Annotated in this window: 27 protein-coding genes and 2 tRNA genes; 2 read left to right on the top strand and 27 right to left on the bottom strand. The window is 68.1% G+C overall.

Annotated elements, in window-relative coordinates:
* Positions 1-182 precede the first annotated feature (182 nt).
* Positions 183-689 carry a GNAT family N-acetyltransferase gene (locus VGO20_RS17320; protein ID WP_327503623.1) on the top strand — a complete coding sequence of 169 codons (507 nt, stop codon included), beginning with the start codon at positions 183-185 and terminating at the stop codon, positions 687-689.
* A gap of 6 nt (positions 690-695) precedes the next feature.
* Here the strand turns inward: VGO20_RS17320 and VGO20_RS17325 are convergent, their stop codons facing one another.
* The 4 genes from VGO20_RS17325 to VGO20_RS17340 form a co-directional block, all read right to left on the bottom strand.
* The gene (locus tag VGO20_RS17325) at positions 696-1385 is read right to left on the bottom strand and encodes an ABC transporter ATP-binding protein (protein ID WP_327503624.1); all 690 of its coding nucleotides are present in this window, start codon (positions 1383-1385) and stop codon (positions 696-698) included.
* Positions 1378-2622, bottom strand: a complete 1245-nt coding sequence (locus VGO20_RS17330) for a lipoprotein-releasing ABC transporter permease subunit (protein ID WP_327503625.1) — start codon at positions 2620-2622, stop codon at positions 1378-1380. The genes VGO20_RS17325 and VGO20_RS17330 overlap by 8 nt, the downstream gene beginning before the upstream one ends.
* Before the next feature lie 37 nt (positions 2623-2659).
* Positions 2660-3973: a proline--tRNA ligase gene (gene proS, locus VGO20_RS17335; RefSeq protein WP_327503626.1), complete on the bottom strand. Its 1314-nt coding sequence runs from the start codon at positions 3971-3973 to the stop codon at positions 2660-2662.
* Positions 3974-4061: 88 nt separating this feature from the next.
* Positions 4062-4487, bottom strand: a complete 426-nt coding sequence (locus VGO20_RS17340) for a hypothetical protein (RefSeq protein ID WP_327503627.1) — start codon at positions 4485-4487, stop codon at positions 4062-4064.
* Positions 4488-4583: 96 nt separating this feature from the next.
* On the opposite strand from VGO20_RS17340, the gene VGO20_RS17345 reads away from it, so the two are divergent.
* The gene (locus VGO20_RS17345; RefSeq protein WP_327503628.1) at positions 4584-5882 is read left to right on the top strand and encodes an NCS2 family permease; all 1299 of its coding nucleotides are present in this window, start codon (positions 4584-4586) and stop codon (positions 5880-5882) included.
* A 280-nt stretch (positions 5883-6162) separates the two neighbouring features.
* Here VGO20_RS17345 and VGO20_RS17350 read toward each other — a convergent pair whose 3' ends face one another.
* From VGO20_RS17350 to VGO20_RS17460, 23 genes are all read right to left on the bottom strand, one after another.
* Complete coding sequence (locus VGO20_RS17350) at positions 6163-6726, bottom strand: DNA-3-methyladenine glycosylase I (RefSeq protein ID WP_327503629.1); 564 nt, start codon at positions 6724-6726, stop codon at positions 6163-6165.
* Positions 6723-6971, bottom strand: a complete 249-nt coding sequence (locus VGO20_RS17355; RefSeq protein WP_327503630.1) for a DUF1467 family protein — start codon at positions 6969-6971, stop codon at positions 6723-6725. Before VGO20_RS17355 ends, VGO20_RS17350 begins: the two co-directional genes overlap by 4 nt.
* Positions 6968-7372, bottom strand: a complete 405-nt coding sequence (gene mce, locus VGO20_RS17360) for a methylmalonyl-CoA epimerase (protein ID WP_327503631.1) — start codon at positions 7370-7372, stop codon at positions 6968-6970. The genes VGO20_RS17355 and mce overlap by 4 nt, the downstream gene beginning before the upstream one ends.
* A gap of 15 nt (positions 7373-7387) precedes the next feature.
* Positions 7388-9070 carry a ribonuclease J gene (locus VGO20_RS17365; protein ID WP_327503632.1) on the bottom strand — a complete coding sequence of 561 codons (1683 nt, stop codon included), beginning with the start codon at positions 9068-9070 and terminating at the stop codon, positions 7388-7390.
* Entirely contained in the window at positions 9067-9852 is a 786-nt protein-coding gene (locus tag VGO20_RS17370; RefSeq protein ID WP_327503633.1) for a type III pantothenate kinase, read from the bottom strand. The genes VGO20_RS17365 and VGO20_RS17370 overlap by 4 nt, the downstream gene beginning before the upstream one ends.
* 1 nt (position 9853) lies before the next feature.
* Positions 9854-10672 (bottom strand): biotin--[acetyl-CoA-carboxylase] ligase, encoded by an 819-nt coding sequence (locus VGO20_RS17375; RefSeq protein ID WP_327503634.1) that lies wholly within the window; start codon positions 10670-10672, stop codon positions 9854-9856.
* A complete protein-coding gene (gene nuoN, locus VGO20_RS17380) occupies positions 10669-12114 on the bottom strand; it encodes an NADH-quinone oxidoreductase subunit NuoN (protein WP_327503635.1) in 1446 nt (481 codons plus the stop codon). The genes VGO20_RS17375 and nuoN overlap by 4 nt, the downstream gene beginning before the upstream one ends.
* A 15-nt stretch (positions 12115-12129) precedes the next feature.
* Positions 12130-13644, bottom strand: coding sequence for an NADH-quinone oxidoreductase subunit M (locus VGO20_RS17385; RefSeq protein ID WP_327503636.1), 1515 nt, complete (start codon positions 13642-13644; stop codon positions 12130-12132).
* Between the two features lie 20 nt (positions 13645-13664).
* Positions 13665-15590, bottom strand: coding sequence for an NADH-quinone oxidoreductase subunit L (nuoL, locus tag VGO20_RS17390; protein WP_327503637.1), 1926 nt, complete (start codon positions 15588-15590; stop codon positions 13665-13667).
* A gap of 12 nt (positions 15591-15602) precedes the next feature.
* Positions 15603-15911: an NADH-quinone oxidoreductase subunit NuoK gene (gene nuoK, locus VGO20_RS17395; protein WP_327503638.1), complete on the bottom strand. Its 309-nt coding sequence runs from the start codon at positions 15909-15911 to the stop codon at positions 15603-15605.
* A 1-nt stretch (position 15912) separates the two neighbouring features.
* Positions 15913-16527: an NADH-quinone oxidoreductase subunit J gene (locus VGO20_RS17400; RefSeq protein WP_327503639.1), complete on the bottom strand. Its 615-nt coding sequence runs from the start codon at positions 16525-16527 to the stop codon at positions 15913-15915.
* 132 nt (positions 16528-16659) lie between these two features.
* The gene (gene nuoI, locus VGO20_RS17405; protein ID WP_327503640.1) at positions 16660-17148 is read right to left on the bottom strand and encodes an NADH-quinone oxidoreductase subunit NuoI; all 489 of its coding nucleotides are present in this window, start codon (positions 17146-17148) and stop codon (positions 16660-16662) included.
* Positions 17149-17196: 48 nt separating this feature from the next.
* A complete protein-coding gene (gene nuoH / locus VGO20_RS17410) occupies positions 17197-18207 on the bottom strand; it encodes an NADH-quinone oxidoreductase subunit NuoH (protein ID WP_327503641.1) in 1011 nt (336 codons plus the stop codon).
* Entirely contained in the window at positions 18200-20272 is a 2073-nt protein-coding gene (gene nuoG / locus VGO20_RS17415; protein ID WP_327503642.1) for an NADH-quinone oxidoreductase subunit NuoG, read from the bottom strand. Before nuoG ends, nuoH begins: the two co-directional genes overlap by 8 nt.
* Positions 20273-20315: 43 nt before the next feature.
* A complete protein-coding gene (nuoF, locus tag VGO20_RS17420; RefSeq protein WP_327503643.1) occupies positions 20316-21602 on the bottom strand; it encodes an NADH-quinone oxidoreductase subunit NuoF in 1287 nt (428 codons plus the stop codon).
* Positions 21603-21610: 8 nt separating this feature from the next.
* Positions 21611-22261, bottom strand: coding sequence for an NADH-quinone oxidoreductase subunit NuoE (gene nuoE / locus VGO20_RS17425; RefSeq protein ID WP_327503644.1), 651 nt, complete (start codon positions 22259-22261; stop codon positions 21611-21613).
* Positions 22258-23445 carry an NADH-quinone oxidoreductase subunit D gene (locus tag VGO20_RS17430; RefSeq protein ID WP_327503645.1) on the bottom strand — a complete coding sequence of 396 codons (1188 nt, stop codon included), beginning with the start codon at positions 23443-23445 and terminating at the stop codon, positions 22258-22260. Before VGO20_RS17430 ends, nuoE begins: the two co-directional genes overlap by 4 nt.
* Positions 23445-24086 (bottom strand): NADH-quinone oxidoreductase subunit C, encoded by a 642-nt coding sequence (locus VGO20_RS17435; protein ID WP_327503646.1) that lies wholly within the window; start codon positions 24084-24086, stop codon positions 23445-23447. Before VGO20_RS17435 ends, VGO20_RS17430 begins: the two co-directional genes overlap by 1 nt.
* A gap of 17 nt (positions 24087-24103) precedes the next feature.
* Positions 24104-24667 carry a NuoB/complex I 20 kDa subunit family protein gene (locus VGO20_RS17440; RefSeq protein WP_327503658.1) on the bottom strand — a complete coding sequence of 188 codons (564 nt, stop codon included), beginning with the start codon at positions 24665-24667 and terminating at the stop codon, positions 24104-24106.
* On the bottom strand, positions 24664-25032 hold the full coding sequence (locus VGO20_RS17445) for an NADH-quinone oxidoreductase subunit A (protein ID WP_327503647.1): 369 nt from the start codon (positions 25030-25032) through the stop codon (positions 24664-24666). Before VGO20_RS17445 ends, VGO20_RS17440 begins: the two co-directional genes overlap by 4 nt.
* A 231-nt stretch (positions 25033-25263) precedes the next feature.
* Positions 25264-25340 (bottom strand) — tRNA-Asp (locus VGO20_RS17450).
* A gap of 155 nt (positions 25341-25495) precedes the next feature.
* A tRNA-Val gene (locus VGO20_RS17455) sits at positions 25496-25570 on the bottom strand.
* Positions 25571-25705: 135 nt separating this feature from the next.
* Complete coding sequence (locus VGO20_RS17460; protein ID WP_327503648.1) at positions 25706-25978, bottom strand: HU family DNA-binding protein; 273 nt, start codon at positions 25976-25978, stop codon at positions 25706-25708.
* Between the last annotated feature and the right edge of the window lie 2 nt (positions 25979-25980).

A 25980-nucleotide genomic window follows, 5' to 3' on the forward strand; every position in this document is an offset into this window, starting at 1 on the left:
GTCTCGCGGCTGCGCGACACGGACGGCGAGCTTCTGGGCGGCATGAGGGCGGAGGCCGCGGTCGCGCGGCGCGAACTGGCGAATCGCCAGTCCATGCTCCGCCGCATGGGCCTGCACGACGTCGCCGACGCGTTGCCGAGAGTATGGCGGCCGGCGTGACCCGGCGCTAGGTTTCCGCTGCCATGAAGCTCGTCCCCTTCGCCACCGCGCATTTCCCGACGCTCGCCGGCTGGTTCGCGAGCGAGCGCGACGCCGTGCAATGGGGCGGGCCTTGGGTGAGATTCCCCCTGGATGCCGCCCAGCTCGACGCGATGCTCGCGGAGGGCCGGACCCGGCCTGCGAAGCGGCTGTGCTGGATGGCCGAGAAGGACGGCGAGCCCGTCGGGCACGTGCAGCTGGGATGGGACTGGCGCAACGGCATCGCGCGGGTCTCCCGCGTCGCCGTCGCCCCGCACGCCCGCGGCCGCGGGCTGGCCGCGGACATGGTCGCGCTGGCACTCGACCAGGCGTTCGACCACCCGGAGATCGAGCGCGCCGAGCTCGAAGTCTACAGCTTCAACGCCGCCGCGATCCGCACGTATGAGCGCCTGGGCTTCGTCCGGGAGGGCGTTCGCCGGTCCTCCGCGCGCGTCGGCACCGAACGCTGGGACACGGTGATGATGGCGCTGCTGTGCGCGGAACGGCCATAGCGCCTCTCAGCGCTGGACCACGGCGCCGTCGCGCAGTTCCAGGATCCTGTCCATGCGGTTCGCGATTTCCAGGTTGTGGGTCGCGACCAGGGCGCCGAAGCTGCCGCCGCGCACCAGGCCCTTGAGCACCTCGAACACCTCTCCCGCCGTGTGCGGGTCGAGGTTGCCGGTCGGCTCGTCGGCGATCAGCAGCTTCGGCCGGTTCGCCAGCGCCCGGACGATCGCGACCCGCTGCTGCTCGCCGCCCGACAGCCGCGCCGGGCGATGGCTCGCCCGGCCTGCCAGGCCGACGCCCTCCAGCAGCTCCATGGCGCGCTCGCGCGCCTGGCGCTTGGGAACCCCCGCGATCATCTGCGGCAGCGTCACGTTCTCCAGCGCGCTGAACTCCGGCAGCAGGTGATGGAACTGGTAGACGAAGCCGACCGCGGTCCGGCGAAGCTCCGTCCGCTCGCCGTCCGACAGCCGGCCGGCATCCTGCCCGTCGATCACGACGCTGCCGGCGTCGGGCCGCTCCAGCAGGCCCGCCGTGTGCAGCAGGGTCGACTTGCCGGCCCCCGACGGGCCGACCAGCGCGACCATCTCGCCGGCGTTCACGGTCAGCGATACCCGGCGGAGCACGTCCAGCGTGCCGCCGGCCTGCCGATAGCTGCGCATGACCCCCTCCAGGGTCATGATCGCGATGCCCCGCTCAGCCATAGCGCAGCGCCTCCACCGGGTCGAGGGCCGCCGCCCGCCAGGCCGGGTACACGGTGGCGCCGAAAGACAGGCCCAGCGCCATCGCCACCACCTGCACCACCTCGCCCCAGTCGATCTCCGCCGGCAGGCGGCTCAGGAAGTAGATCTCGGCCGAGAACAGCTCGGTCCCGGTCAGTCCCTGCAGGAACTGCCGGATCGCTTCGATGTTGTCGGCGAAGGCGACGCCGAGGACCAGCCCCGCCGTGGTGCCGACGAGCCCGATCGAAGCTCCGCTCAGGAAGAAGATCCGCAGGACCATGCCGCGGGTGGCGCCCATGGTGCGCAGGATCGCGATGTCCCTGCCCTTGTCCTTCACCAGCATGATCATGCTGGAGATGATGTTGAAGGCCGCGACCAGGATGATCAGGGTCAGGATCAGGAACATCACGTTCCGCTCGACCTGGAGCGCGTTGAAGAAGCTCGCGTTCGTGTCCTGCCAGTCCAGCAGCCTGACCTGCCCGCCGGCCGCGTCGCTCAGCGGTTCCCGGTACGCCCGGATCTCGCGCGGGGTCTCGACCATCACTTCCAGGTTCGTGACCGCGTCGGGCAGCCGGAAGAAGGTCTGGGCCGCCTCGAGCGGCATGAAGATGAAGTTGCTGTCGTACTCGAACATGCCGACGTCGAAGATCGCCGCGATCTCGTAGGAGCGCATCCGCGGCACGGTGCCGAAAGCCGACGGCGTCCCCTGCGGGCTGATCAGGGTCAGGCTGTCGCCGACCCTCAGCCCCAGGCGCTGCGCCATGCGGATGCCGATCGCGACCCGGTCCTCCTCGAAGGCGTCCAGGCTGCCGACCGCGATCCGGTCGGCGACCACCGGCCGGGCGCGCAGCGCCTCAGGCGGGATGCCGCGGATCACCGCGCCGGACGCCGCACCTTGCGCGGTCACCAGCGCCTGGGCCTCGACGGAAGGGGTGACGGACGTCACTCCCGGCACGGCGCGCAGCCGCTCCGCCACCGGCCCGTAATCCGTCAGCGGTCCCTGGAACGCGGTCACGCTGGCGTGGCCGCCAAGCCCCAGGACACGGCCCAGCAGCTCCGAGCGAAAGCCGTTCATCACCGACATCACGATGATCAGCGTCGCCACGCCCAGCGCGATGCCCAGCAGCGAGAAGCCTGCGATGACGGAGATGAAGCCTTCCTGACGGCGCGCTCTCAGGTAGCGCATCGCCACCATGCGCTCGAAGGCGGAGAAGATCATTGCGTCCCTTCGGTCGGTCTGGTCAGCGAAGGCCGGTTCAGCCGGCGAGCCGGGCGAGGGCCGCGTCGGCCGAAAGCTCGGACCGTTCGCCGGTCGCGCGGCGCTTCAGCTCGACGACGCCGTTCTTCAGCCCGCGCGGGCCGACAGTGAGGTGCCAGGGCAGGCCGATCAGGTCCATGTCCGCAAACTTGACGCCCGGGCGCTCGTCGCGGTCGTCGTACAGCACCTCGACCCCGGCGCGCGTCAGCGCCGCGTAGAGGTCGCCGCAGACGCGGTCGCACTCGGCGTCCCCGCTCTTCAGGTTGATCAGCCCGACCTTGAACGGCGCAACGGCGTCCGGCCAGATGATGCCGGCATCGTCGTGGCTCGCCTCGATGATGGCGCCGGCCAGGCGCGACACGCCGATGCCGTAGCTGCCCATCTCGACCGTCACCTGCTCGCCGTCCGGCCCGGCCACGGTGGCCCCCATCGGGGCGGAATACTTGGTGCCGAAGTAGAAGATGTGGCCGACCTCGATGCCGCGCGCGCTGACGAGGTCGTCGGCCGGCACCGGGCAGGTGGCCGGGTCGTGCTTCTCGTCGGTCGCGGCGTAGATCGAGGTGAACCGCTCGAAGAACGGCTGCAGGTCGTCGTCGTGGGCCGGCGCCTGGTTCAGCACGTCGAGGTCCAGCCACGCCTTGTCGCAGAACACGCCGCTCTCGCCGGTCTCGGCCAGGATGATGAACTCGTGGCTGAGGTCGCCGCCGATCGGCCCGGTATCGGCCTGCATCGGGATCGCCTTCAGCCCCATCCGGGCGAAGGTCCGCAGATAGGCCAGGAACATCTTCTGGTACGAGCGCCGGGCACCCGCGGCGTCCAGGTCGAAGGAATAGTTGTCCTTCATCAGGAACTCGCGGCCGCGCATCACGCCGAAGCGGGGCCGGACCTCGTCGCGGAACTTCCACTGGATGTGATAGAGATTCTTCGGCAGGTCGCGGTAGGTGCGCACCGCGCTCCGGAAGATCTCCGTGATCATCTCCTCGTTGGTCGGTCCGTACAGCATGTCCCGGTCGTGCCGGTCGGTGATGCGCAGCATCTCCTTGCCGTAGTCGTCGTACCGCCCGCTCTGCCGCCACAGCTCCGCCGGCTGGATCGTCGGCATCAGCAGTTCCTGCGCGCCGGCGGCGTCCTGCTCTTCCCGCACGATCTGCTCGATCCTGCGCAGCACGCGGTAGCCGAGCGGCAGCCAGGCGTAGATGCCGGCGGAGGTCTGGCGGATCATGCCCGCGCGCAGCATCAGCCGGTGCGACACGATCTGCGCCTCGGCGGGCGTTTCCTTCAGGGTGGGGAGGAAATAGGCGGACAGCCGCATAGCGGTTCTCTCGATCACGGTAGGAAGCGGCCCGCGGGGGCGGTCCGCCGGCGCGCGTGACTGTAGGCAATCGATGGATCGGTGTCCATCACGGCGCAATGCGCCGGGTTTGGGACCGGCACGCGGCGACGAGAGCGTCGCGCCCCTGCGGGTCGAGCCGCCGCCCGTCGACCCTGACCTCGCCCGTGGCCGCGTCGACCTGGACGTCGGCGACGGGCATGACGGTGTCGGCGAGGGCCGGCTCGTCAAGCGGCGCGACGGTCACCACGAACCGGAAGCGCTGGCGCGGCTCGAAGGGCGGCTCCAGGTCGGCCGGCACCACGGCCCGGCCGGCGGCGTCCACGCCGGGTACGTAGGCGACGCCGGGATCGGCGACATGGGCGACCACCCGCCCGCAGGCCGTCCGGTCGACCAGGAACGGCGGGATCTCCTGCGCGAGGGCCGCCGCGGGCGCAACCACGGCGAACAGGGCCACCGGGAACAGACCCGTGCAGAGAACCATCTTGACGCGCATTGCCGCCTCCAGGTGTTCGACACGCAGGCAAGCATCCCGCCAGCGCGGGAACGGCTCGAGAGAAACCGCCCCAACCCCAAGCCGGAGGCCGCCACCATGCTCGCACGCTACTTCAAGCTCGCCGAACACGGCACCGACGTCCGGACCGAACTGCTCGCCGGGCTCACGACTTTCCTGACCATGGCCTACATCATCTTCGTGAACCCGTCGATCCTGGCGGAGGCGGGGATGGACCGGGGCGCGGTCTTCGTGGCGACCTGCCTCGCCGCGGCGCTCGGGACCGCGATCATGGGCCTGTATGCCAATTACCCGATCGCGCTGGCCCCGGGCATGGGCCTGAACGCCTATTTCACCTACGGCGTCGTGCTCGGGCTCGGCTACACGTGGCAGGTCGCGCTCGGCGCCGTGTTCATCTCGGGCGTGCTGTTCCTGGTGTTGAGCGTGCTGCCCGTCCGCGAGGCGGTCGTCAACGCGATCCCGGCCTCGCTCAAGCTCGCGATCTCGGCGGGCATCGGCCTGTTCCTCGGCATCATCGCGCTGAACAACGCCGGGATCATCGCCGCCCATCCGGCCACGCTGGTGACGCTCGGCGACGTGACCAGCGTGGAGGCCGTGCTGGCGGCGCTCGGCTTCTTCGTGATGGTGGCGCTGACCGCGCTGGGCGTACCCGGCGCGGTGATCATCGCGATCCTGGGCGTGGCCGCCACGGGAATGCTGCTCGGCGCGTCGGAGTTCGCGGGCGTCTTCTCCGCCCCGCCGAGCCTCGCCCCGACCTTCCTGCAGATGGACCTCGCCGGCGCGTTCACGATCGGCCTCCTCGCCATCGTGTTCGCCTTCCTGTTCGTCGACCTGTTCGACACCGCCGGCACCCTGGTCGGCGTCTCGAGCCGGGCGGGACTGCTGGACGAGCGCGGCCGCCTGCCGCGCCTGCGCCAGGCCCTCGTCGCCGACAGCACCGCGACCGCCGCGGGCGCGGCCCTCGGCACCTCGACGGTCACCAGCTACATCGAGAGCGCGGCCGGGACCAACGCCGGCGGCCGTACCGGCCTGACCGCGGTCACGGTCGCGCTGCTGTTCGTGCTGGCGATCTTCTTCGCGCCGCTGGCGGGCAGCATACCGCCTTACGCAACCGCCCCCGCCCTGCTGTTCGTCGCCTGCCTGATGACGCGCGCGCTGACCCAGGTGGACTGGGACGACATCACCGAATACGCGCCCGCGGTGATCACCGCGATCGCCATGCCGCTGACCTTCTCGATCGCGACCGGCATCGGGTTCGGGTTCATCACCTTCACCGCGGTCAAGCTCCTGACCGGCCGGGTACGCGAGCTCGGGATCGCGGTCCCGATTCTGGCCGCTCTTTTCGCGGTGCGCTTCGCCTATCTGGCGATCGGCTGATCCGCGCGAAAAAATTGGTGACGTGCGCATGTGGATCAATTAAGATCCGGTTTATAAAAAATAGACAGAAAGTGGCCACACCGATGGCGCGGCGTGGCCACTAGTCAGGGAGGAATCGCCATCTAGGCGCTGGCAAGAGGGGTAACCCTCTCGACACGCAATAATGCTCTTTAGAACTGTGCAAGGCAAGTCGAAACTCGGCTCGCCTTTTCTTTTTGTCTTTACGTTTAAGGCAAAATATTCAGGGAATTTTCCTCAATCACTTGCAGCCCTGCTTGCCTCAATACTCCCGGAACCCCCCGGCGACCGCTTCCATCCAGGGGGGACGCAGGGCCGTGATCCGGTCCTGGACCGGGCAGCCGGCGTGATGCGCACCCGGCAGGTAGCCGAGGCTCATCAGGAACTCGCCGACGATCTCCCCGCCGACGAATCGGAAGTTCCGTTTGAACAAGGCGAGCCACTGCGCCTTGCCGAGCGGATGGTGGGCGCGAAGCCAGCCGTCGAAGCCGCCGTGGGTGTCCCGCAGCGCGCGGACCCTCCGCGCGTTCTCGATCGCGGCGTCGATCTTCAGGCGATTGCGGATGATCCCCGGGTCCGCCAGCAGCCGCTGCCGGTCCTCCTCGCCGTAGCCGGCGACCCGATCGACGTCGAACCCGTCATAGGCGGCGCGGAACGCCGCGCGCTTCTTGAGGATCGTCAGCCAGGACAGGCCGGCCTGGTTGATCTCCATCACCAGCCGCTCGAACAGCACCCGCTCGTCGCCGCTGGGAAAGCCGTATTCCAGGTCGTGATAGGGCTCGTGCCACTCGTGGCCGCGCGCCGCCTCGCAATAGGTGGACGTCATCTCCCGTCGAACAGCTCCCTGAACGTGTGGCCACCCAGGCTCATGAAGGCCCAGAACCCCAGGAATATGACGCCCGACACCAGCGTCGTCGCGAGGAACTTCATCAGGAGCCGCGGATTCTCCGGCGCGCTGTCGGCCGTCCCGGGCGCCGGCCGCTCCGACGGGCGGGAACCCCAGGGCAGCACGGCGAACAGCACCGTCCACCAGATCACGAAATAGACCGCGATGCCGGTAGCCAGGGTCATGCCTGCTCGATCTCCACGAGCGTGCCGAGGCAGTCCTTCGGATGCAGGAACAGGACGGGCTTGCCATGCGCGCCGATCCTGGGTTCGCCGTCGCCGAGCACCCGCAGCCCGTCCGCCTTCAGCCGGTCGCGCGCGGCCAGGATGTCGTCCACCTCGTAGCAGACGTGGTGGATGCCGCCCGCGGGGTTGGAGGCCAGGAACTTCGCGATCGGCGAGCCCTCGCCCAGCGGGTGGAGCAACTCGATCTTGGTGTTGGGCAACTCGACGAAGACGGTCGTGACCCCGTGTTCGGGAAGGTCGACAGGGGCCGACACGCTGGCCCCGAGCGTGTCCCGGTACAGCGCCGTCGCCGGCCCGAGATCGGGCACGACGATTGCCACGTGGTTGAGCCTGCCAATCATCGCTCCTGCCCTCCTCTACCCGCCGATCCGGATCAGATGCACCTCGGTCAGCGGCTTCTTGCCCTGGCTGGCGTTGAAGCTGCGCCGGACCGCGATCCGCACGGCCTGCTTCACGGCCTCGTCGTCCCGCCGGGTGGCGTCCGGCATCGTCTCCACCGCCTGCCGCACCGCCGTCGTCGCCGCGGTCAGGCTCTCGTCCTGCTCGGGATGGTCCAGAAGGCCCATCACCGCGACCTGCGGGTCGGTGACCAGCCCGCCCCGCGGATCCAGCACCAGCGTGGCGACCGCCGCGCCGTTGTACATCATCCGGTGACGGCTGCGCATCGCTCCCGCGTCCAGCGGCACGATCCGCTTGCCGTCGATGACGAGGCGTCCGGACCTGACGGTCGAGACCACTTCCGCCGGCCCGGGGGCGAGGCGGATCATCTGGCCGTTGGAAGGTACGATCGCCTGTGCGACCTGGCAGTCGGCCGCGAGCTGCGCGTGCGCGCGCAGATGCCGCTCCTCGCCGTGGACCGGCACCGCAAGGCGCGGCCGGACCCACTGGTACATGCGGACCAGCTCGTCCCGGGCGGGATGGCCGGATACGTGGACCATCTCGTCGTCGGCGGTCACGATGTCGACGCCGGCGCGCACGAGCAGGTTCTGGACCCGGCCTATCGCGCGCTCGTTGCCGGGGATCTCGCGCGAGCTGAAGATCACGACGTCGCCCTTCTCCAGCACGACCTCGGGATGGTCGTCGGCGGCGATCCGCGCGAGCGCCGAGCGCGGTTCGCCCTGGCTGCCGGTCGCGACCAGCACGACCTTGTCCTTGGGCAGGAAGCCGGCGTCGCGTTCGCTGACGAAGGGCTCGACGCCGTCCAGGTAGCCGTTGGAGCGGGCCGCCTCGTTGATGCGCCACAGCGAACGGCCGACGAGGGCGACGTGCCGGTCGTTGGCGGCCGCGGCCTCGGCGATGCTCTTCAGCCGGGCGACGTTGGTCGCGAAGCAGGATATCGCGATCCGGTTGCGGTAGCGCCCGAACAGCTCGACGAGGCTGTCGCGCACCTCGGATTCCGACCCGGAATGCCCCGGGACCATGGCGTTGGTGCTGTCGCAGACCAGGGCATGGACGCCCTCGTCGCCGAGCCTGCGGAACGCCTCCTCGTCCGTGGTCGCCCCGACCACCGGCGCCGGGTCGAGTTTCCAGTCGCCGGTGTGGAGGATGGTGCCGAGCGGGGTCCGGATCGCAAGCGAGCTGGGCTCGGGGACCGAATGCGTCACCGTGAGGAGTTCCAGGTCGAACGGCCCGGCGGAGAAGCGGCCCGACGGCGCGATCTCGCGGATGTCGACCTGACCGGCGAGGCCACGCTCGATCAGCTTCGCGCGCAGCACCGACGCCGTGAACGGCGTCGCGTAGACCGGGCAGCGGAGCTGCGGCCACAGATACTGGACGGCGCCGATATGGTCCTCGTGCGCGTGGGTCAGGACCAGCCCGACGAGGTCGTCGCGCCGCTCGACCGCGAAGGCCGGATCGGGCAGGACGACGTCGATGCCGGGCATCGTGTCGTCGCCGAACGAGATGCCGAGATCCACCATCAGCCATTTGCCGGCATGGCCGTAGAGGCTGAGGTTCATGCCGATCTCCCCCGCCCCGCCCAGCGGGAGGAAGTAGACGGCGTCGTCATCGGGACTGTAGGGATCGGGTATGGCCGTCATCGAACCGTGTTGAGCTTGTGGACGAGCAGCAGCCCGCGCATGGTCAGTTCGCTGTCGACGTGCTGGATCATGGGGGTCGCCTCCGCGAACACGCGACCGAGGCCCCCGGTTGCGACCACCGTCACCGGCGGATCGCCGGTCGGGGACAGCTCCTCCACGATCCGCTTCAGCAGCCCTTCGATCAGGCTGGTGTAGCCCCAGAACATGCCGGACTGCATGGCGCCGACCGTGCCGCGGCCGATCACCTGGGGCGGCCGCAGGATCTCGACCTTGGGGAGCTGTGCCGCGACCCGGTGCAGCGCGTCGAGTGCCAGGTTCGGCCCCGGCGCGATGATCCCGCCGCAGAAATTGCCCTCCGCGTCGACGACGTCGAAGGTGGCGCCGGTGCCGATGTCGACGACGACCAGCGGCGGCCGATAGGTCGCGACGGCCGACAGCGAGTTGACGAGCCGGTCCGCGCCCGCCTCCTTGGGATTGTCGATGCGCACCTCGATGCCGAGCTTCACCGCCGGGTCCCCGATCCGCATCGGCTCGCAGCCGAAATGGTCCCGGCACAGGCGAAGCAGGTCGTATGTCGCCGCCGGCACGACGCTGGACAGGATCGCCGCGTCCACGTCCGCCGGGACCAGCCCCTTCATTGCCATGAGGCTGGCGAGCCAGACCGCGTACTCGTCGGCCGTGCGCCGGCTGTCGGTGGAAATGCGCCACTGGCCCCGCTTGTCGTCGCCGTCATAGACCGCGAAGACGACGTTGGTGTTGCCGGCATCGATCGCGAGCAGCATCTTACGCACTCCCGGGCTGGCCGCCGAAGAACACGTCGCCCGCGGCGATGCGCCGGAGCCCGCCCTCGGCCGTCTCGATCACCAGGGCTCCGTCCTCGTCGACATCCGCGAACCGGCCCTGGAACGTCGCGTTGTCGAGCCTCGCCGTCACCGGCCCGCCCCTGCCGTGCGCGACCGAGAGCCAGGCGGCGCGCACCGGCGCGAAGCCCTGGGCCGCCCAGCGCCGCTCCCAGCGGTCGAGGGCGGCCGCGAGGGGTTCGAGCACGTCCTCCGGGCCTCGGACCGCCGCGCCGGCGGCGCGCAGCGAGGTCGTGGGGTAAAGCGCGTCGTCGGGGTGATGCAGTACGTTGACGCCGATGCCGACCACCAGCCAGTCGACCGTCCCGCCGGCGGTGGTCTCCGATTCGAGCAGGATACCCGACACCTTCGCGCCGTCCAGCAGCACGTCGTTCGGCCACTTGCAGCGCACCGCCACCGCGTCTGGCACCAGGGCGCACAGCGCCTCGGCCACCGCTATCGCGGCGACGAAGGAGAGCTGCGCCGCGCGCGCCGGGCGTCCGCCGGGCCGCAGCACGATCGAGGCGAGCAGGTTGCCTTCGGGCGAGGTCCAGGCCCGCCCCCTGCGTCCCCTGCCCGCCTCCTGGCGCCGCGCGGTCACGACGGTGCCATGGGCCGCGCCGTCGCGCGCGAGGGCCTTGGCGACGTCGCTCGTGCTGCCGACGACGTCATGAGCCAGAAGCCGCCAGCCCTCGGGCAGAGGACAGGTCCCGCGATCCGGGGCGGCGGCGCTCGCCGCCCCCGCCTCCGGGTCGCCGCTCATCCCGCGAACAGCGAGGCGGCCGCCGCCGCGGCGCCGTCGAGCAGCGGCGCCGGGAAGACGAAGAACAGCAGCGTGAACAGGCTCGTGCCCGCGACGACCACGGCGAGCTCGCCGCCGATCCTGCGGTCCAGCGGCTCCGGCGCCTCGTCGACGTACATCAGCTTGACGATGCGCAGGTAGTAGAAGGCGCCGACCACGCTGGACAGCACGCCGATCACCGCAAGGACGTAGAGGCCCGCCTCGATCGCAGCCTGGAACACGAACAGCTTCGCGAAGAAGCCCGCGGCCGGCGGAATCCCCGCCATCGAGAACATGAAGATCAGCATCGCGAAGGCGAGCATCGGATGCGTCTTCGACAGCCCGGCGAGGTCCCGGATCTCCTCGACCATCCGGCCGTTCTGCCGCATGCACAAGATCACGGCGAAGGTGCCGACGGTCATGAGGACGTAGACCGCCATGTAGATCATGACGCCGCGCACGCCGAGCTCGGTGCCCGAGGCGAGGCCGACCAGCGCGTAGCCGACATGGCCGATCGAGCTGTAGGCCATCAGGCGCTTGATGTTGGTCTGCCCGATCGCGGCGAAGGAGCCGAGCAGCATCGAGGCGACCGCGGTGAAGTAGATGATCTGCCGCCATTCGTCGACGAGATCGCCGAACGGCTCGACCAGCAGGCGGACGAACAGCGCGATGGCCGCGACCTTGGGCGCCACGGCGAAGAACGCCGTCACCGGGGTCGGGGCACCTTCGTAGACGTCGGGCGTCCACATGTGGAAGGGCACGGCGGAGATCTTGAACGCGACGCCGGCGGCGACGAAGACCAGGCCGACGACCAGCCCGACCGGAGGCTGGCCGCCGTCCACGAACAGTCCGGTCAGCCGGTCGAACCCGGTCGTCCCGGCGAAGCCGTAGACCATGGAGGCGCCGTACAGGAGCATGCCCGACGACAGGGCGCCGAGGACGAAGTACTTCAGGCCCGCCTCGGAGCTCTTCGCGAAATCGCGGCGGAACGCCGCGATGACGTAGAGCGCCAGGCTCTGCATCTCCAGCCCGACATAGAGGGACATCAGGTCGTTGGCCGAGACCATCATCAGCATGCCGACGGTGGCCAGCAGCATCAGGATCGGGAACTCGAACCGGCGCATCTGCTCCCGCTCGATGTAGTCGAGCGACAGGACGATCGACAGCGCCGCGCCCAGCAGGACGAGGACCTTCATGTACCGGGCGAAGCCGTCCATCACGAACAGGCCGTTGAAGGTGACCTCGCGCACGCCGCCGCTGCCGAGCACCAGCCAGGCCGCCACCACCATCGCCGCGACGGCGAGCCAGGCCACCAGCCGGGTGGAGCCGTCGCCGCGGAATACGCCCAGCATCAGCAGCGCCATGGCCGAACAGGCCAGGAAGATCTCCGGCAGGGCCGGCAGGAGGTCGGGGAATTCGCTCATCTGTCCTCTCCCGGCTCAGCGTCCGGCCACGCGCACCGCGGCCCCGTCGGCGAGCGCGGTCTGGTAGGTCTCGATCAGGTTCTCAACCGACACGCTGAAGACGTCGATGAACGTGGCGGGATAGATCCCCATCCACAGCACCAGCAGCACCAGCGGCGCGAAGATCGCCATCTCCCGCGGCTCCAGGTCGAGCATCGTCTTGACGTCGTCGCGCGTCAGCTTGCCGAAGACGACGCGCCGGTAGAGCCACAGCATGTATCCGGCGCCGAGGATCATGCCGGTCGCCGCCAGCGTCGCCACCCAGGTGTTGTCGCGGAACGCCCCCAGCAGCACCAGGAACTCGCCGACGAAGCCGCTGGTCCCGGGCATGCCGACCGACGCCAGCGTCATCAGCAGGAACACGACCGCGTATTTGGGCATGTTGTTCACGAGCCCGCCGTAGCGCGCGATCTCGCGGGTGTGGAGCCGGTCGTAGACGACGCCCACGCACAGGAACAGCGCGCCCGACACGATGCCGTGCGAGAGCATCTGGAAGATCGCGCCCTCGATGCCCTGCTGGGTCATCGTGAACATGCCGATCGTCACGAAGCCCATATGCGCGATCGAGGAGTAGGCGATCAGCTTCTTCATGTCCTCCTGGGCGAGCGCGACCAGGGAGGTGTAGATCACCGCGACCACGCTCAGCGTGTAGATCAGCGGCGTGAAGTACTCCGTCGCCTCGGGCAGGATCGGGATTGAGAAGCGCAGGAAGCCGTAGCCGCCCATCTTCAGCAGCACGCCGGCCAGGATCACCGAGCCCGCCGTCGGCGCCTCGACATGGGCGTCCGGCAGCCAGGTGTGGACCGGCCACATCGGCACCTTGACCGCGAAGGAGGCGAACAGCGCCAGCCACATCCAGAGCTGCATCTGGACCGGGAAGGTGGTCGCCATCAGCGTCGGGACGTCGGTTGTGCCGGCCACGAAGTACATCGCCAGGATGGCGAGCAGCATCAGCACCGAGCCCAGCAGCGTGTACAGGAAGAACTTGAACGCCGCGTAGACCCGCCGCTGGCCGCCCCAGATCCCGATGATCAGGAACATCGGGATCAGGACGCCCTCGAAGAACACGTAGAACAGCACGAAGTCGAGCGCGCAGAACATCCCGACCATCAGCGTCTCGAGCGCGAGGAAGGCGATCATGTACTCCTTCACCCGGTGCCGGACCGCCTTCCAGCTCGCCAGGATGCACAGCGGCGTCAGGAAGGTCGACAGCAGGACGAACAGGATCGAGATCCCGTCCACGCCCATGTGGTAGTTGATGTTGAACGCCGGGATCCATGCCGCCCGCTCGACCATCTGGAAGTCGGCGGTGCCCGCATCGAAGCCGGCCCAGATGAACAGCGACAGCACGAAGGTGATCAGCGACGTCCAAAGCGCGATGAACCGCGCGTTGCGCGCCTGCACCTCGGGGTCGCCCGGGGTGAAGAATACGAACAGCGCGCCGATGAGCGGCACGAAGGTCGTGATCGACAGGATCGGAAACCCGGTCATTTCTGGCAGCCCTCGTGTGCTCAGCCGAAGAAGTAGAACCAGCTCACCAGCAGCACCACGCCGATCACCATCGCGAAGGCGTAGTGATAGACGTAGCCGGACTGCAGGCGGACCGCGCGCTGGGAGAGGCCGCGCGTCGCCGCGGCGATGCCGTCGGGCCCGATCCCGTCGATGATGGCGCCGTCACCCGACTTCCAGAGGCCGCGGCCCAGCGCCAGCGAGGGCCGGACGAACACACGGTCGTAGAGTTCGTCGAAGTACCACCGATTGTAGAAGAGCCGGTAGACGGCCGGGAGCGCCGAGGCGACCCTGCCCGGCAGGTCCGGCCGCAGGACGTAGCAGACATAGGCGAGCACGATGCCGGCGATCGCGACGACGAAGGGCAGCACCGGAACCCAGCCCGGGACGTGGTGCGCCGCCTCGACCGTATCGTTCTCCGGCAGCACGAACAGCGCCGCCCCCCAGAACTCCCCGCGCGCCTCGCCCGCGAACCAGTCGAAGGCCACGACGCCCGACAGCACGGCGCCGACGGCCAGCACGGCGAGCGGCACCGTCATGACCGGCGGCGATTCGTGGACATGCGCCATCACGCGCTCGTTGGCGCGCGGCGCGCCATGGAACGTCATGAACAACAGGCGCCAGGAATAGAAGGCGGTGAGGAACGCGGCGGTGATGCCGATCCAGAAGGCGAAGGCGCCGACCCCGCTGTGCGCGGCATAGGCCGCCTCGAGGATCAGGTCCTTGGAGTAGTAACCGGAGAACAGCGGGATGCCGGCCAGCGCGAGGCTGCCGATCCACATCATCGCGTAGGTGAAGGGGATCAGGCGCCATATGCCGCCCATCTTGCGCATGTCCTGCTCGTCCGACATCGCGTGGATCACCGAGCCGGCACCCAGGAACAGCAGCGCCTTGAAGAAGGCGTGCGTCATCAGGTGGAAGATCGCCGCGCTGTAGGCCGAGACGCCGAGCGCGAAGAACATGTAGCCGAGCTGGCTCATGGTCGAATAGGCGATCACCCGCTTGATGTCGAACTGGGTCATGCCGATCGTCGCGGCGACGATCGCGGTCAGCGCTCCGACCACCGTGACGAAGGCCAGCGCGGCGGGCGCGTACTCGAACAGCGGGGACAGCCGCGCCACCATGAACACGCCGGCGGTGACCATGGTCGCGGCATGGATCAGCGCGGAGACCGGCGTCGGGCCTTCCATCGCGTCCGGCAGCCAGGTGTGCAGGCCGAACTGGGCCGACTTGCCCATCGCGCCCATGAACAGCAGCAGGCACGCGATCGTCAGCGCGTGCCCCTCGATGCCGAGGAACGCGAACCGGTCGCCGGCATGGGCCGGGGCCGACGCGAAGATCGCATCGAACTCGATCGTGCCGAAGATCACGAACACCAGCATGATGCCGAGCGCGAAGCCGAAGTCGCCGACCCGGTTGACGATGAAGGCCTTCATCGCCGCGGCGTTGGCCGACGGCTTCTCGTACCAGAAATTGATCAGCAGGTAGGAGGCGAGGCCGACGCCTTCCCAGCCGAAGAACATCTGCAGCAGGTTGTCGGCCGTCACCAGCATCAGCATGAAGAAGGTGAACAGGCTCAGATAAGCCATGAACCGCGGAATGGAGTGGTTGTGGCTCATGTAGCCGATCGAGTACACGTGGACCATCGAGGAGACGACGGTCACGACGATCAGCATCACGGCGGTCAGCGTGTCGAACCGCAGCGACCACGCGGCCTCGAAGCTGCCGCTGTCGATCCACGTGAACAGCTCGACCGTGCGCGCGTCGCCGCCGAGCGCGATGTCGCCGAACAGCCAGATCGAGATCAGCATCGAGACGAGCAGGCCGCCCGTCGTCACGATCTGGGCTCCCCGGTCGCCGATCCACTTGCCGAAGAAGCCGGCGACGATGGCGCCGAGCAGCGGCAGGAAAATGGCTGCGCTCTCCATGTGTGCCTGCCCTCAGCCCTTCATCAGATTGATGTCTTCGACCGCGATCGAGCCGCGGTTGCGGAAATAGACGACGAGGATGGCGAGCCCGATCGCCGCCTCGGCCGCCGCGACGGTCAGGATGATCATCGCGAAGACCTGCCCGACCAGGTCGTTCAGGAAGACCGAGAAGGCGACGAGGTTGATGTTCACCGAGAGCAGGATCAGCTCGACCGACATCAGGATGATGATGACGTTCTTCCGGTTCAGGAAGATGCCGAACACCCCCAGGGAGAAGACGATCGCGGCGACCGTCAGGTAATGCCCGAGACCGATTTCCATGTCAGACCCCTCCCCCCGTCGGCACCTTGCGGATCGCCACCACCTCCTCGCGCCGGCGCGTGACCTGGCGCGAGATCTCCTGCCGGCGCACGCCCTCGCGCTGGCGCAGCGTCAGGACGATCGCCCCGATCATCGCGATCAGCAGGATCATGCCCGCCGCCTGGAACAGGTAGACGTAGTCGGTGTAGACGACCAGGCCGAGCGCATGGGTGTTGGTGATCTGCTCGGCCGGCGGGATCGGCGCCGAGATGCGCGCCGGCGCGCCCGGCGCGATCACCCAGGCGCCCAGCACCAGGGCCAGCTCGACCAGCAGGATCACCCCGACCGTCGCCCCGATCGGCAGGTACTGCAGGAACCCGCTGCGCAGCTCGCCGAAGTTGATGTCCAGCATCATGACCACGAAAAGGAACAGGACCGCCACGGCACCGACATAAACGATGACCAGGATCATCGCCACGAACTCGGCGCCGATCAGGACGAACAGCCCCGCCGCGTTGAAGAACGCGAGGATCAGGAAGAGCACGGAGTGCACGGGATTGCGCGCGGCGACGACCATGACGGCGGATGCCACCAGGATCGCGGCGAAAAGGTAGAAGGCCAGGCCCTGCACGATCATGGCGTTCCCCGCCTCCTGCTGTGAGGGAAGGTTTCGAGGCTCACTTCCGCTGTCCCTGTTTCGGGTTCGGATAGGACTGGACCCGGGCCGGCGCGCCGCCGGGTGCGGTGCGCGGTCCGGGTCGTGGGCTTTTTAGCGGTAAGGAGCGTCCGCCGCAATGTTCGCGGCGAGCTGGGCTTCCCACCGGTCGCCGTTCTCGAGCAGCTTCTCCTTGTTGTAGAAGAGCTCCTCGCGCGTCTCGGCGGCGAATTCGAAGTTCGGGCCCTCGACGATCGCGTCCACCGGGCAGGCCTCCTGGCACAAACCGCAATAGATGCACTTCGTCATGTCGATGTCGTAGCGCGTCGTCCGGCGGCTGCCGTCGTCGCGCGGCTCGGCCTCGATGGTGATCGCGAGCGCCGGGCACACGGCCTCGCACAGCTTGCACGCGATGCACCGCTCCTCGCCGTTGGGATAGCGCCGCAACGCGTGCTCGCCGCGGAAACGCGGGCTGAGCGGCCCCTTCTCGTGAGGATAGTTGATCGTGACCTTCGGCCTGAACATGTAGCGGAAGGTCAGGCTCAATCCCGACAGCAGCTCGGTCAGGAACAGGGACCGGGCCGTACGATCGAGGAACGCCATGGTGATTCTCCTTGGGACGCCGCTGCGCGGCGCCCTCGCCTTCCAGTCTTACTTCGGCAGCCAGTCGAACGCCACGAGCACGCCGGCGGTCAGCACGACCCACAGCAGCGAGAACGGCAGGAACACCTTCCAGCCCAGGCGCATCAACTGGTCGTAGCGGTAGCGCGGCACCGTCGCGCGGACCCAGAGGAACAGGAACAGCACCGCCGCGATCTTCAGCGCGAACCAGATCGGCCCCGGAATCCAGGTGAACGGCGCGATGTCGAACGGCGGCAGCCAGCCGCCGAGGAACAGCAGCGACGTCATCGCCGACATCAGGATCATGTTGGCGTATTCGCCCAGGAAGAACAGGGCGAAGGTCATGGACGAATATTCGACGTTGAACCCGCCCGACAGCTCCGACTCGCCCTCCGGCAGGTCGAACGGGGCACGGTTCGTCTCCGCGAGCGCCGACACGAAGAAGACCACGAACATCGGCAGCAGCGGGATCACGAACCAGACCGTCCGCTGGGCCAGCACGACGTCGCTGAGGTTGAGCGAGCCGACGCACAGCAGCACCGTGATGATCACGAGGCCGATCGACACCTCGTAGGAGACCATCTGGGCCGCCGAGCGCAGGCCGCCGAGGAACGCGTATTTCGAGTTCGAGGCCCAGCCGGCCATGATGATGCCGTAGACCCCGAGCGAGGAGATCGCGAACAGGTACAGGATGCCGACATTGATGTCGGCCAGCACCATCCCGACGTCGAAGGGGATCACCGCCCAGGCGACCAGGCTCAGAAGGAAGGTGAGCATGGGGGCCGCGACGAAGACGATCCGGTTGGCTCCCGCCGGGACGATCGTCTCTTTGGCGAACAGCTTCAGCCCGTCCGCGAAGGGCTGCAGCAGTCCGAAGGGGCCGACGACGTTCGGCCCCTGGCGGAGCTGCATCGACGCCAGCACCTTGCGCTCGGCATAGGTCAGGTAGGCCACCGCGACGAGCAGCGGCACGATGATGGCGACGACCTGAAGGACGATCAGGATCGTCGGCCAGGCATAGCCGGTCCAGAGATCAACCATGGGTGCCGGTCTTCTCGTTGGCGGGGAGGATGAACGTCTCCGTGCACTTCGCCATGGTGGCGGAGGCGCGGCTGATCGGGTCCGTCATGTAGTAGTTCTCGATCGCCCGCCGGAACGGGGCGGCGTCCATCTGCCCGGCCGCTCCGAACGGCGCCCAGGCCGCCGGCACGACGGCGTCGATCTCGGCGAAGACCGGGCTCGACGCCGCGAGCCGGCGACGCAGCTGCGCCAGGCTGTCGAAGCCGACCGTGCGGCCGAGCGTCTCCGACAGCGCGCGCACGATCTTCCAGTCCTCGCGCGCCTCGCCGGGCGGGAACGCCGCCATGCGCGCCATCTGGGCGCGGCCCTCGGTGTTGACGTAGATCGCGTTCTTCTCGGTGTAGGCGGCCCCCGGCAGGATCACGTCGGCCCTGTGGGCCCCGCGGTCGCCGTGATGGCCCTGGTAGATCACAAAGGCGCTGCCGAGCCGCGTCGTGTCGATCTCGTCGGCGCCCAGCAGGTAGACGGCTTCGATCTCGCCGGACTCGGCGCCCGCCAGGATGCCTTCGAGGTCGCGGGCGCCCGGTCCCGGGACGAACCCGACCTCCAGCGCGCCGACGCGGCCGGCGGCCGTGTGGAGGAGGTTGAAGCCGTTCCAGTCCTCGCGGATCATGCCGAAATCCTCGGCGATGCGCCGGGCCTCGGCCTGGACCGCGGCGCCGTCGGCGCGGCGCAGCGCGCCCATGCCGAGGATCAGCATCGGACGCGCGGCGTTGCGCAGCACGTCGCAAAACGCGTGGCGTCCTTCGGCGATCTCGCGCAGCGTCTGCGGGCCGGCCCCCAGATGCGCGACGGGATAGGTCAGGTCGCGCGGCTCGCCGACAAGGCCGACCTTGAGGCCGCCGGTGCCGGCCGCGAGGTAGCGCTTGCGGATGCGGGCGTTGACGATCGGCGCCTCCCAGCGGGGGTCGGTGCCGACCAGCAGGATCGCGTCCGCCTGCTCGATCCCGGCGATCGTCGTGTTGAACAGCCAGCCGGCCCGGGCACTCGTGTCGAATCGCGCGCCGTCCTGCCGGCATTCCAGGTTCGCCGAGCCCAGCGCCCCCATCAGCTCCTTGAGCGCGAAGACCGATTCGACGTCGCTCAGGTCGCCCGCTATCGCGGCGATCCGCTTGCCCGGCACGCCGTCGAGGCGCGCGGCGATCCGCGCGAAGGCGTCCGGCCAGGTCGTCGGGCGCAGCTTGCCGTCGACGCGCACATAGGGGCGGTCCAGGCGCTGGCGCCGCAGGCCGTCATAGGCGAAGCGGCTCTTGTCCGCCAGCCACTCCTCGTTCACGTCCTCGTTGAGGCGCGGCATGCAGCGCATCACTTCGGGGCCGCGGGTGTCGACCCGGATGTTGGAGCCGACCGCGTCCATCACGTCGACCGTCTCGGTCCTGCGCAGCTCCCACGGCCGCGCGGTGTAGGCGTAGGGCTTGGAGGTCAGCGCGCCGACCGGGCAGACGTCGATGAGGTTGCCCGACAGCTCCGACGACACGGCGGCCTCGACATAGGTCGTGACCTCCATGTGCTCGCCGCGGTTGACCGCGCCCAGCATCGGCACGCCGGCGATCTCGTCGCAGAAGCGGATGCAGCGGGTGCAGTGGATGCAGCGGGTCATGATCGTCTTGACCAGCGGACCCATGTACTTGTCCTTGACCGCCCGCTTGTTCTCGGCGAATCGCGAGCGGTCGAAGCCATAGGCCATCGCCTGGTCCTGCAGATCGCACTCGCCGCCCTGGTCGCAGATCGGGCAGTCGAGCGGATGGTTGATCAGCAGGAACTCCATCACGCCCTTGCGGGCCTTGTGCACCAACTCGGTGTCGGTGCGGATCACCATGCCGTCGCCGCAGGGCATCGCGCACGAGGCCACCGGCTTCGGCGCCTTCTCCATCTCGACCAGGCACATGCGGCAGTTGGCCGGGACCGACAGCCGCTCGTGATAGCAGAAGCGCGGGATCTCGATGCCGAGCTGCTCGCAGGCCTGGAGCACCGACGTGCCCGGCGCGACTTCGATCTCGATCCCGTCGATGGTCAGTTTGGGCATTTGACTTCTCTTGTCTCGTTCCGACGCCGGCTCGGTCTCGGCGTCACTCCGCCGCGGCTTTCGCGGCAGCCCGGTATTCCAGAATCCGCCGCTCCATCTCGGGCCTGAAATGACGGACCAGGCCCTGGACCGGCCACGCGGCGGCATCGCCCAGCGCGCAGATCGTGTGCCCTTCGATCTCCTTGGTCACTTCGAACAGCATGTCGATCTCGTCGACGCGCGCCTTGCCCTTGACCATCCGCTCCATGACGCGCCACAGCCAGCCCGTGCCTTCCCGGCACGGCGTGCACTGCCCGCAGCTCTCGTGCATGTAGAACTTGGACAGGCGCGCGATCGCACGGACGATGTCGGTCGACTTGTCCATCACGATGACCGCGGCCGTCCCCAGGCCCGACCTCACCTCGCGCAGGCTGTCGAAGTCCATCAGGACCGTGTCGCAGATCTCCTTCGGCAGCACCGGGACCGAGGAGCCGCCGGGGATGATGGCGAGCAGGTTGTCCCAGCCGCCGCGCACCCCGCCCGCGTGACGCTCGATCAGCTCGCGCAGCGGGATGCCCATCTCCTCTTCGACGTTGCAGGGCTGGTTCACGTGGCCGGAGATGCAGAACACCTTGGTGCCGGTGTTCTTGGGCCGGCCGAGCCCGCCGAACCAGGACGCGCCGCGGCGCAGGATCGTCGGCACGACCGCGATGCTCTCGACGTTGTTCACCGTCGTCGGGCAGGAATAGAGGCCGGCCTGGGCCGGGAACGGCGGCTTGTTGCGCGGCTGGCCCTTCTTGCCTTCCAGGCTCTCGATCAGCGCCGTCTCCTCGCCGCAGATATAGGCGCCGGCGCCGCGGTGGAGATAGAGGTCGAAGTCCCAGCCCGAACCGCAGGCGTCGCGCCCGATCAGCCCGGCCTCGTAGGCCTCGTCGATCGCGCGCTGGAGGTTCGACGCCTCGTTGTAGAACTCGCCCCGGATGTAGATGTAGCAGGCATGCGCCCCGATCGCGAAGCTGCCGAGCAGGCAGCCCTCGATCAGCTTGTGCGGATCGTAGCGCATCATGTCCCGGTCCTTGCAGGTGCCGGGCTCGCCCTCGTCGGCGTTGACGACGAGGTAGTGCGGCCGGTTGCTCTGCTTGGGCATGAAGGACCACTTCAGCCCGGTCGAGAAGCCGGCGCCGCCACGGCCGCGCAGACCGGACTCCTTGACCTCGTTGATGATCCACTCGCGGCCCTTCAGGAGCAGGTCCTTGGTCCCGTCCCAGTCGCCGCGCTTCCTAGCCGCCTTGAGGCCGAAGCTCTCGAAGCCGTACAGGTTGGTGAATATGCGGTCTTCGTCCCGGAGCATGACAGTCCTCAATCGTCGCCCTGCGCCGGAGCGATGCCGGCACGGGCCGCCTGTTCCTTCAGCGTCGTCGGGCCGCCCGCCGGGCACGAGCCCCGGCGCCCCGTGACCGAGCCGCCTTCCGGCCGTTCCCCGCGCGCGAGCGCGTCCAGCAGGCGCTCCGTGCTCGCGGCGTCGAGGTCCTCGTAGTAGTCGTCGTTGACCTGGACCATGGGCGCGTTGACGCAGGCGCCGAGGCACTCGACCTCGAGCAGCGTGAACTGGCCGTCGTCGGTCGTCTCGCCCATGGAGATGCCGAGCTTGCGCTCGCACGCGGCCACGATATCGTCGGAGCCGCGCAGCCAGCAGGGCGTCGTCGTGCAGACCTGCACGAAGTGACGGCCGACCGGGCTGCGGTTGTACATCGTGTAGAAGGTCGCGACCTCGTAGACGCGGATGCGCGGCATCTCCAGCAGGTCGGCGACGTAGTCCATCGCCGCGCGCGGCAGCCAGTTGCCGTTCTGGCGCTGCGCTACGTCGAGCAGCGGCATCACGGCGCTCGCCTGCTTGCCGGCCGGGTACTTCGCGATGATCCGCTTCGCGAGTTCCAGGTTCTCGGGCGTGAACTCGAAGCTGTCGGGCTCCTGCCGGCCGCCGCCGGCCGCCGTCGGGTCGGCGCTCATCGGTCGATCTCTCCGAAAACGATGTCGAGGGAGCCGATGATCGCGACGGTGTCGGCGAGCATGTGCCCCTTGGACATGAAGTCCATGGCCTGAAGATGGGCGAAGCCCGGCGAGCGGATCTTGCACTTGTACGGGCGGTTCGTGCCGTCGGCGACCAGGAACACGCCGAACTCGCCCTTCGGCGCCTCGATGGCCGTGTAGGTCTCGCCGGCCGGGACGTGGAAGCCCTCGGTGTAGAGCTTGAAGTGGTGGATCAGCGCTTCCATCGAGCGCTTCATGTCGCCGCGCCGCGGCGGCGTCACCTTGTGGTCCTGCACCTGCACCGGGCCGTCCGGCATCCTCTCCAGGCACTGGCGGATGATCTTGTTGCTCTCGCGCATCTCCTCGACCCGGACGAGATAGCGCGCGTAGCAGTCGCCGGTCAGCCCGACCGGAATGTCGAAGTCCATCTCGGCGTAGACGTCGTAGGGCTGCGCCTTGCGCAGGTCCCACGGCACGCCCGAGGCGCGCAGGCACGGGCCGGTGAAGCCCCAGTCGAGCGCGTCCTTCTCGCTGACGATGCCGATGTCGACGGTGCGCTGCTTGAAGATCCGGTTCTCGGTCAGCAGGTTCTCGATGTCCGACATGAACTTCGGGAACTGCTCGCTGTACTCCCAGATGTCGTCGGCCAGGCCGGCCGGCATGTCCTGGTGGACGCCGCCCGGGCGGAAGTAGTTGGCGTGCAGCCGCGCGCCCGACACCCGCTCGTAGAACTCCATCAGCTTCTCGCGCTCCTCGAAGCCCCAGAGCGACGGCGTGATGGCGCCGACGTCGAGCGCGAAGGTCGTGAGGTTCAGCAGGTGGTTCAGGATGCGCGTGATCTCGCTGAACATGACGCGGATGTACTGGGCGCGCGGCGGCGGCCGGATGCCCAGCAGCTTCTCGATGCCGAGCACGAAGGCGTGCTCCATGCACATCGGCGACACGTAGTCCAGCCGGTCGAAATAAGGCAGCGCCTGGAGGTAGGTCTTGTACTCGATCAGCTTCTCGGTGCCGCGGTGCAGCAGCCCGATATGCGGGTCGGCCCGCTCGACCACCTCGCCGTCCATCTCGAGCACCAGGCGCAGGACGCCGTGCGCGGCCGGATGCTGCGGCCCGAAATTGATCGTGAACGGCTTGATCTTGGCTTCGTTGCTGCTCTGCATCAGCTCTTGCTCCCGGGCTGCGGCGCGCCGGTCGGGGCCGTCGCCTTCTCGTCGCCGGGCAGCATGACGTTGGTCATGCCTTCCCAGGGCGACAGGAAGTCGAAGGACCGGAAATCCTGGGTCAGCCTCACCGGCTGGTAGACGACGCGCTTCTGCTCGTCGTCGTAGCGCATCTCGACATAGCCGGTGAGCGGGAAGTCCTTGCGCAGCGGGTGCCCCTCGAACCCGTAGTCGGTCAGCAGCCTGCGCAGGTCCGGATGGTCGGAGAAGAAGACGCCGTAGAGGTCCCAGGTCTCCCGCTCGAACCAGTTGGCGGTGTTGTACACGACCGCAACGCTCGGCACCGGGGTATCCTCGTCGGTCGTCAGCTTCACCCGGACGCGCTGGTTGTGCTTGAGGCTGAGGAGATTGTAGACGACCTCGAAGCGCTCCTCGCGGCCGGGATGGTCGACGGCCGTGATGTCCATCAGCTGCTTGAACTGGCAGCTCGCGTCGTCGCGCAGGAAGGTCAGCACGCGCACGATCGCGGGCCGGCCGACCGTGATCACCAGCTCGCCCAGGGTCACCTCGGCCGAAAGGACGGCGTCCGCGAGGTGCACCCTCATATGGTCGCTCAGTTCCCGGAGCGCTTCGTCGGTCATGGTTCGGTCTCGATCCCTCAGCGCGAAATGCGGTTGCCCCGCTTGATCTTCTTCTGGAGCTGCAGCACGCCGTAGACCAGCGCTTCGGCGGTGGGCGGGCAGCCCGGGACATAGATGTCGACGGGGACGATCCGGTCGCAGCCGCGGACCACCGAGTAGCTGTAGTGGTAGTAGCCGCCGCCGTTGGCGCAGGACCCCATCGAGATCACCCAGCGCGGCTCCGCCATCTGGTCGTAGACCTTGCGCAGCGCCGGCGCCATCTTGTTGCACAGCGTGCCGGCGACGATCATCACGTCGGACTGGCGCGGGCTCGGCCGCGGGATCACGCCGAAGCGGTCGAGGTCGTAGCGGCTCATATAGGCGTGGATCATCTCGACCGCGCAGCAGGCGAGGCCGAACGTCATGGGCCACAGCGAGCCCGTGCGCGCCCAGTCGAGCAGCGCGTCGAACTTCGCCACGATGAAGCCCTTGTCCTGCAGCTCGTCGGTCACCGAGCGCAGATAGACGTCCTGCGCCGGTCCCGGCTGGATCGGGGCGGCGCCGTGGGCGTTCGCCAGCGAAGACGTCTGGCCCTGGGTCATTCCCATTCCAGCGCTCCTTTCTTCCATTCGTAGATGAAGCCGATGGTCAAAATTCCGAGGAAGACCATCATCGACCAGAATCCGAACATCCCGATGTCACCCAATGAGATGGCCCACGGGAACAAAAAAGCAACCTCGAGATCGAAGATGATGAACAGGATCGACACCAGGTAGAACCGCACGTCGAACTTCCGGCGGGCGTCGTCGAACGCCTCGAAGCCGCATTCGTAGGCGGATACCTTCTCGCTGTCCGGATTCTGGCGGGCGACCACATAGGACGCGCCGACCATCACCCCGGCGATCGCGATCGCGATGCCCAGGAAGATCAGGATGGGCAGGTAGTCGACAACCAGCGAATTGGCCATCAGTATCCTCGCTTCGGGCTGCTTCGTCGTAGCGGGCCGAACCTTGCGATCCGACTCGGGAGGGCCGTCACGGCAGCTTCATGGATGGCGCCCGGCGTCGCCGGGCCGGGCAGAATATAGGCCGATTGGGTGTGCAAGGAAAGCTAAATACAGGGTTGTTCCGCGACTGCGAAACGCTGTCGCGGACCCGGCAAAGCCTTGACCCAGCACGATATTTTTGGAAGGAGAGAGTGGCGCGAGTGACGGGACTTGAACCCGCGGCCTCCGGCGTGACAGGCCGGCGCTCTAACCAACTGAGCTACACCCGCGCATTCGCCGCTTGCGGCGTGGGGCGGTTAGTACGACACCGGCCCCGATCGTGTCAATCCTGGATTTTCGGGCCCCGGGTTTTCTGGCCCTGGATTTTCGGCCCCGGGTTTTCAGGACCCCGGAACTCGGAGCAGGTCCCGCTCCGCCGCCGCGATGGTGGGCGATGAGGGATTCGAACCCCCGGCCCTCTCGGTGTAAACGAGATGCTCTACCGCTGAGCTAATCGCCCCCGTGCGCAACCTAGCGTCCGGCACCCGCCCTGTCGACCCCCTGGAGTCGAACCCCCTGAGTCGACCCTCCTGAAACGGCGAAACCGGCCGCTTTGAACGGCCGGTTTCCCCAACTCACGAACCAACCCGCAAGATCAGTTCAGCGCGTCCTTCAGCAGCTTGCCCGCCTTGAACTTCGGCTGACGGGAAGCAGGAATGGAGATCTTCTCACCCGTGCGGGGGTTGCGCCCTTCCGAAGCAGCGCGCTCGGCGACCGCAAAAGTACCGAAGCCGACCAGGCGAACTTCGTCGCCCTTCTTCAGCGAGTTGATGATGCCGTCAAAGACTGCGTCGACTGCCTTGGTCGCATCGGTCTTTGACAGACTGGCCGCATCCGCCACGTGAGCGACGAGATCGTTCTTGTTCACTT

The sequence above is a fragment of the Arenibaculum sp. genome (genome assembly GCF_035998295.1).
Classification (GTDB): Bacteria; Pseudomonadota; Alphaproteobacteria; order Azospirillales; family Azospirillaceae; genus DASYHS01.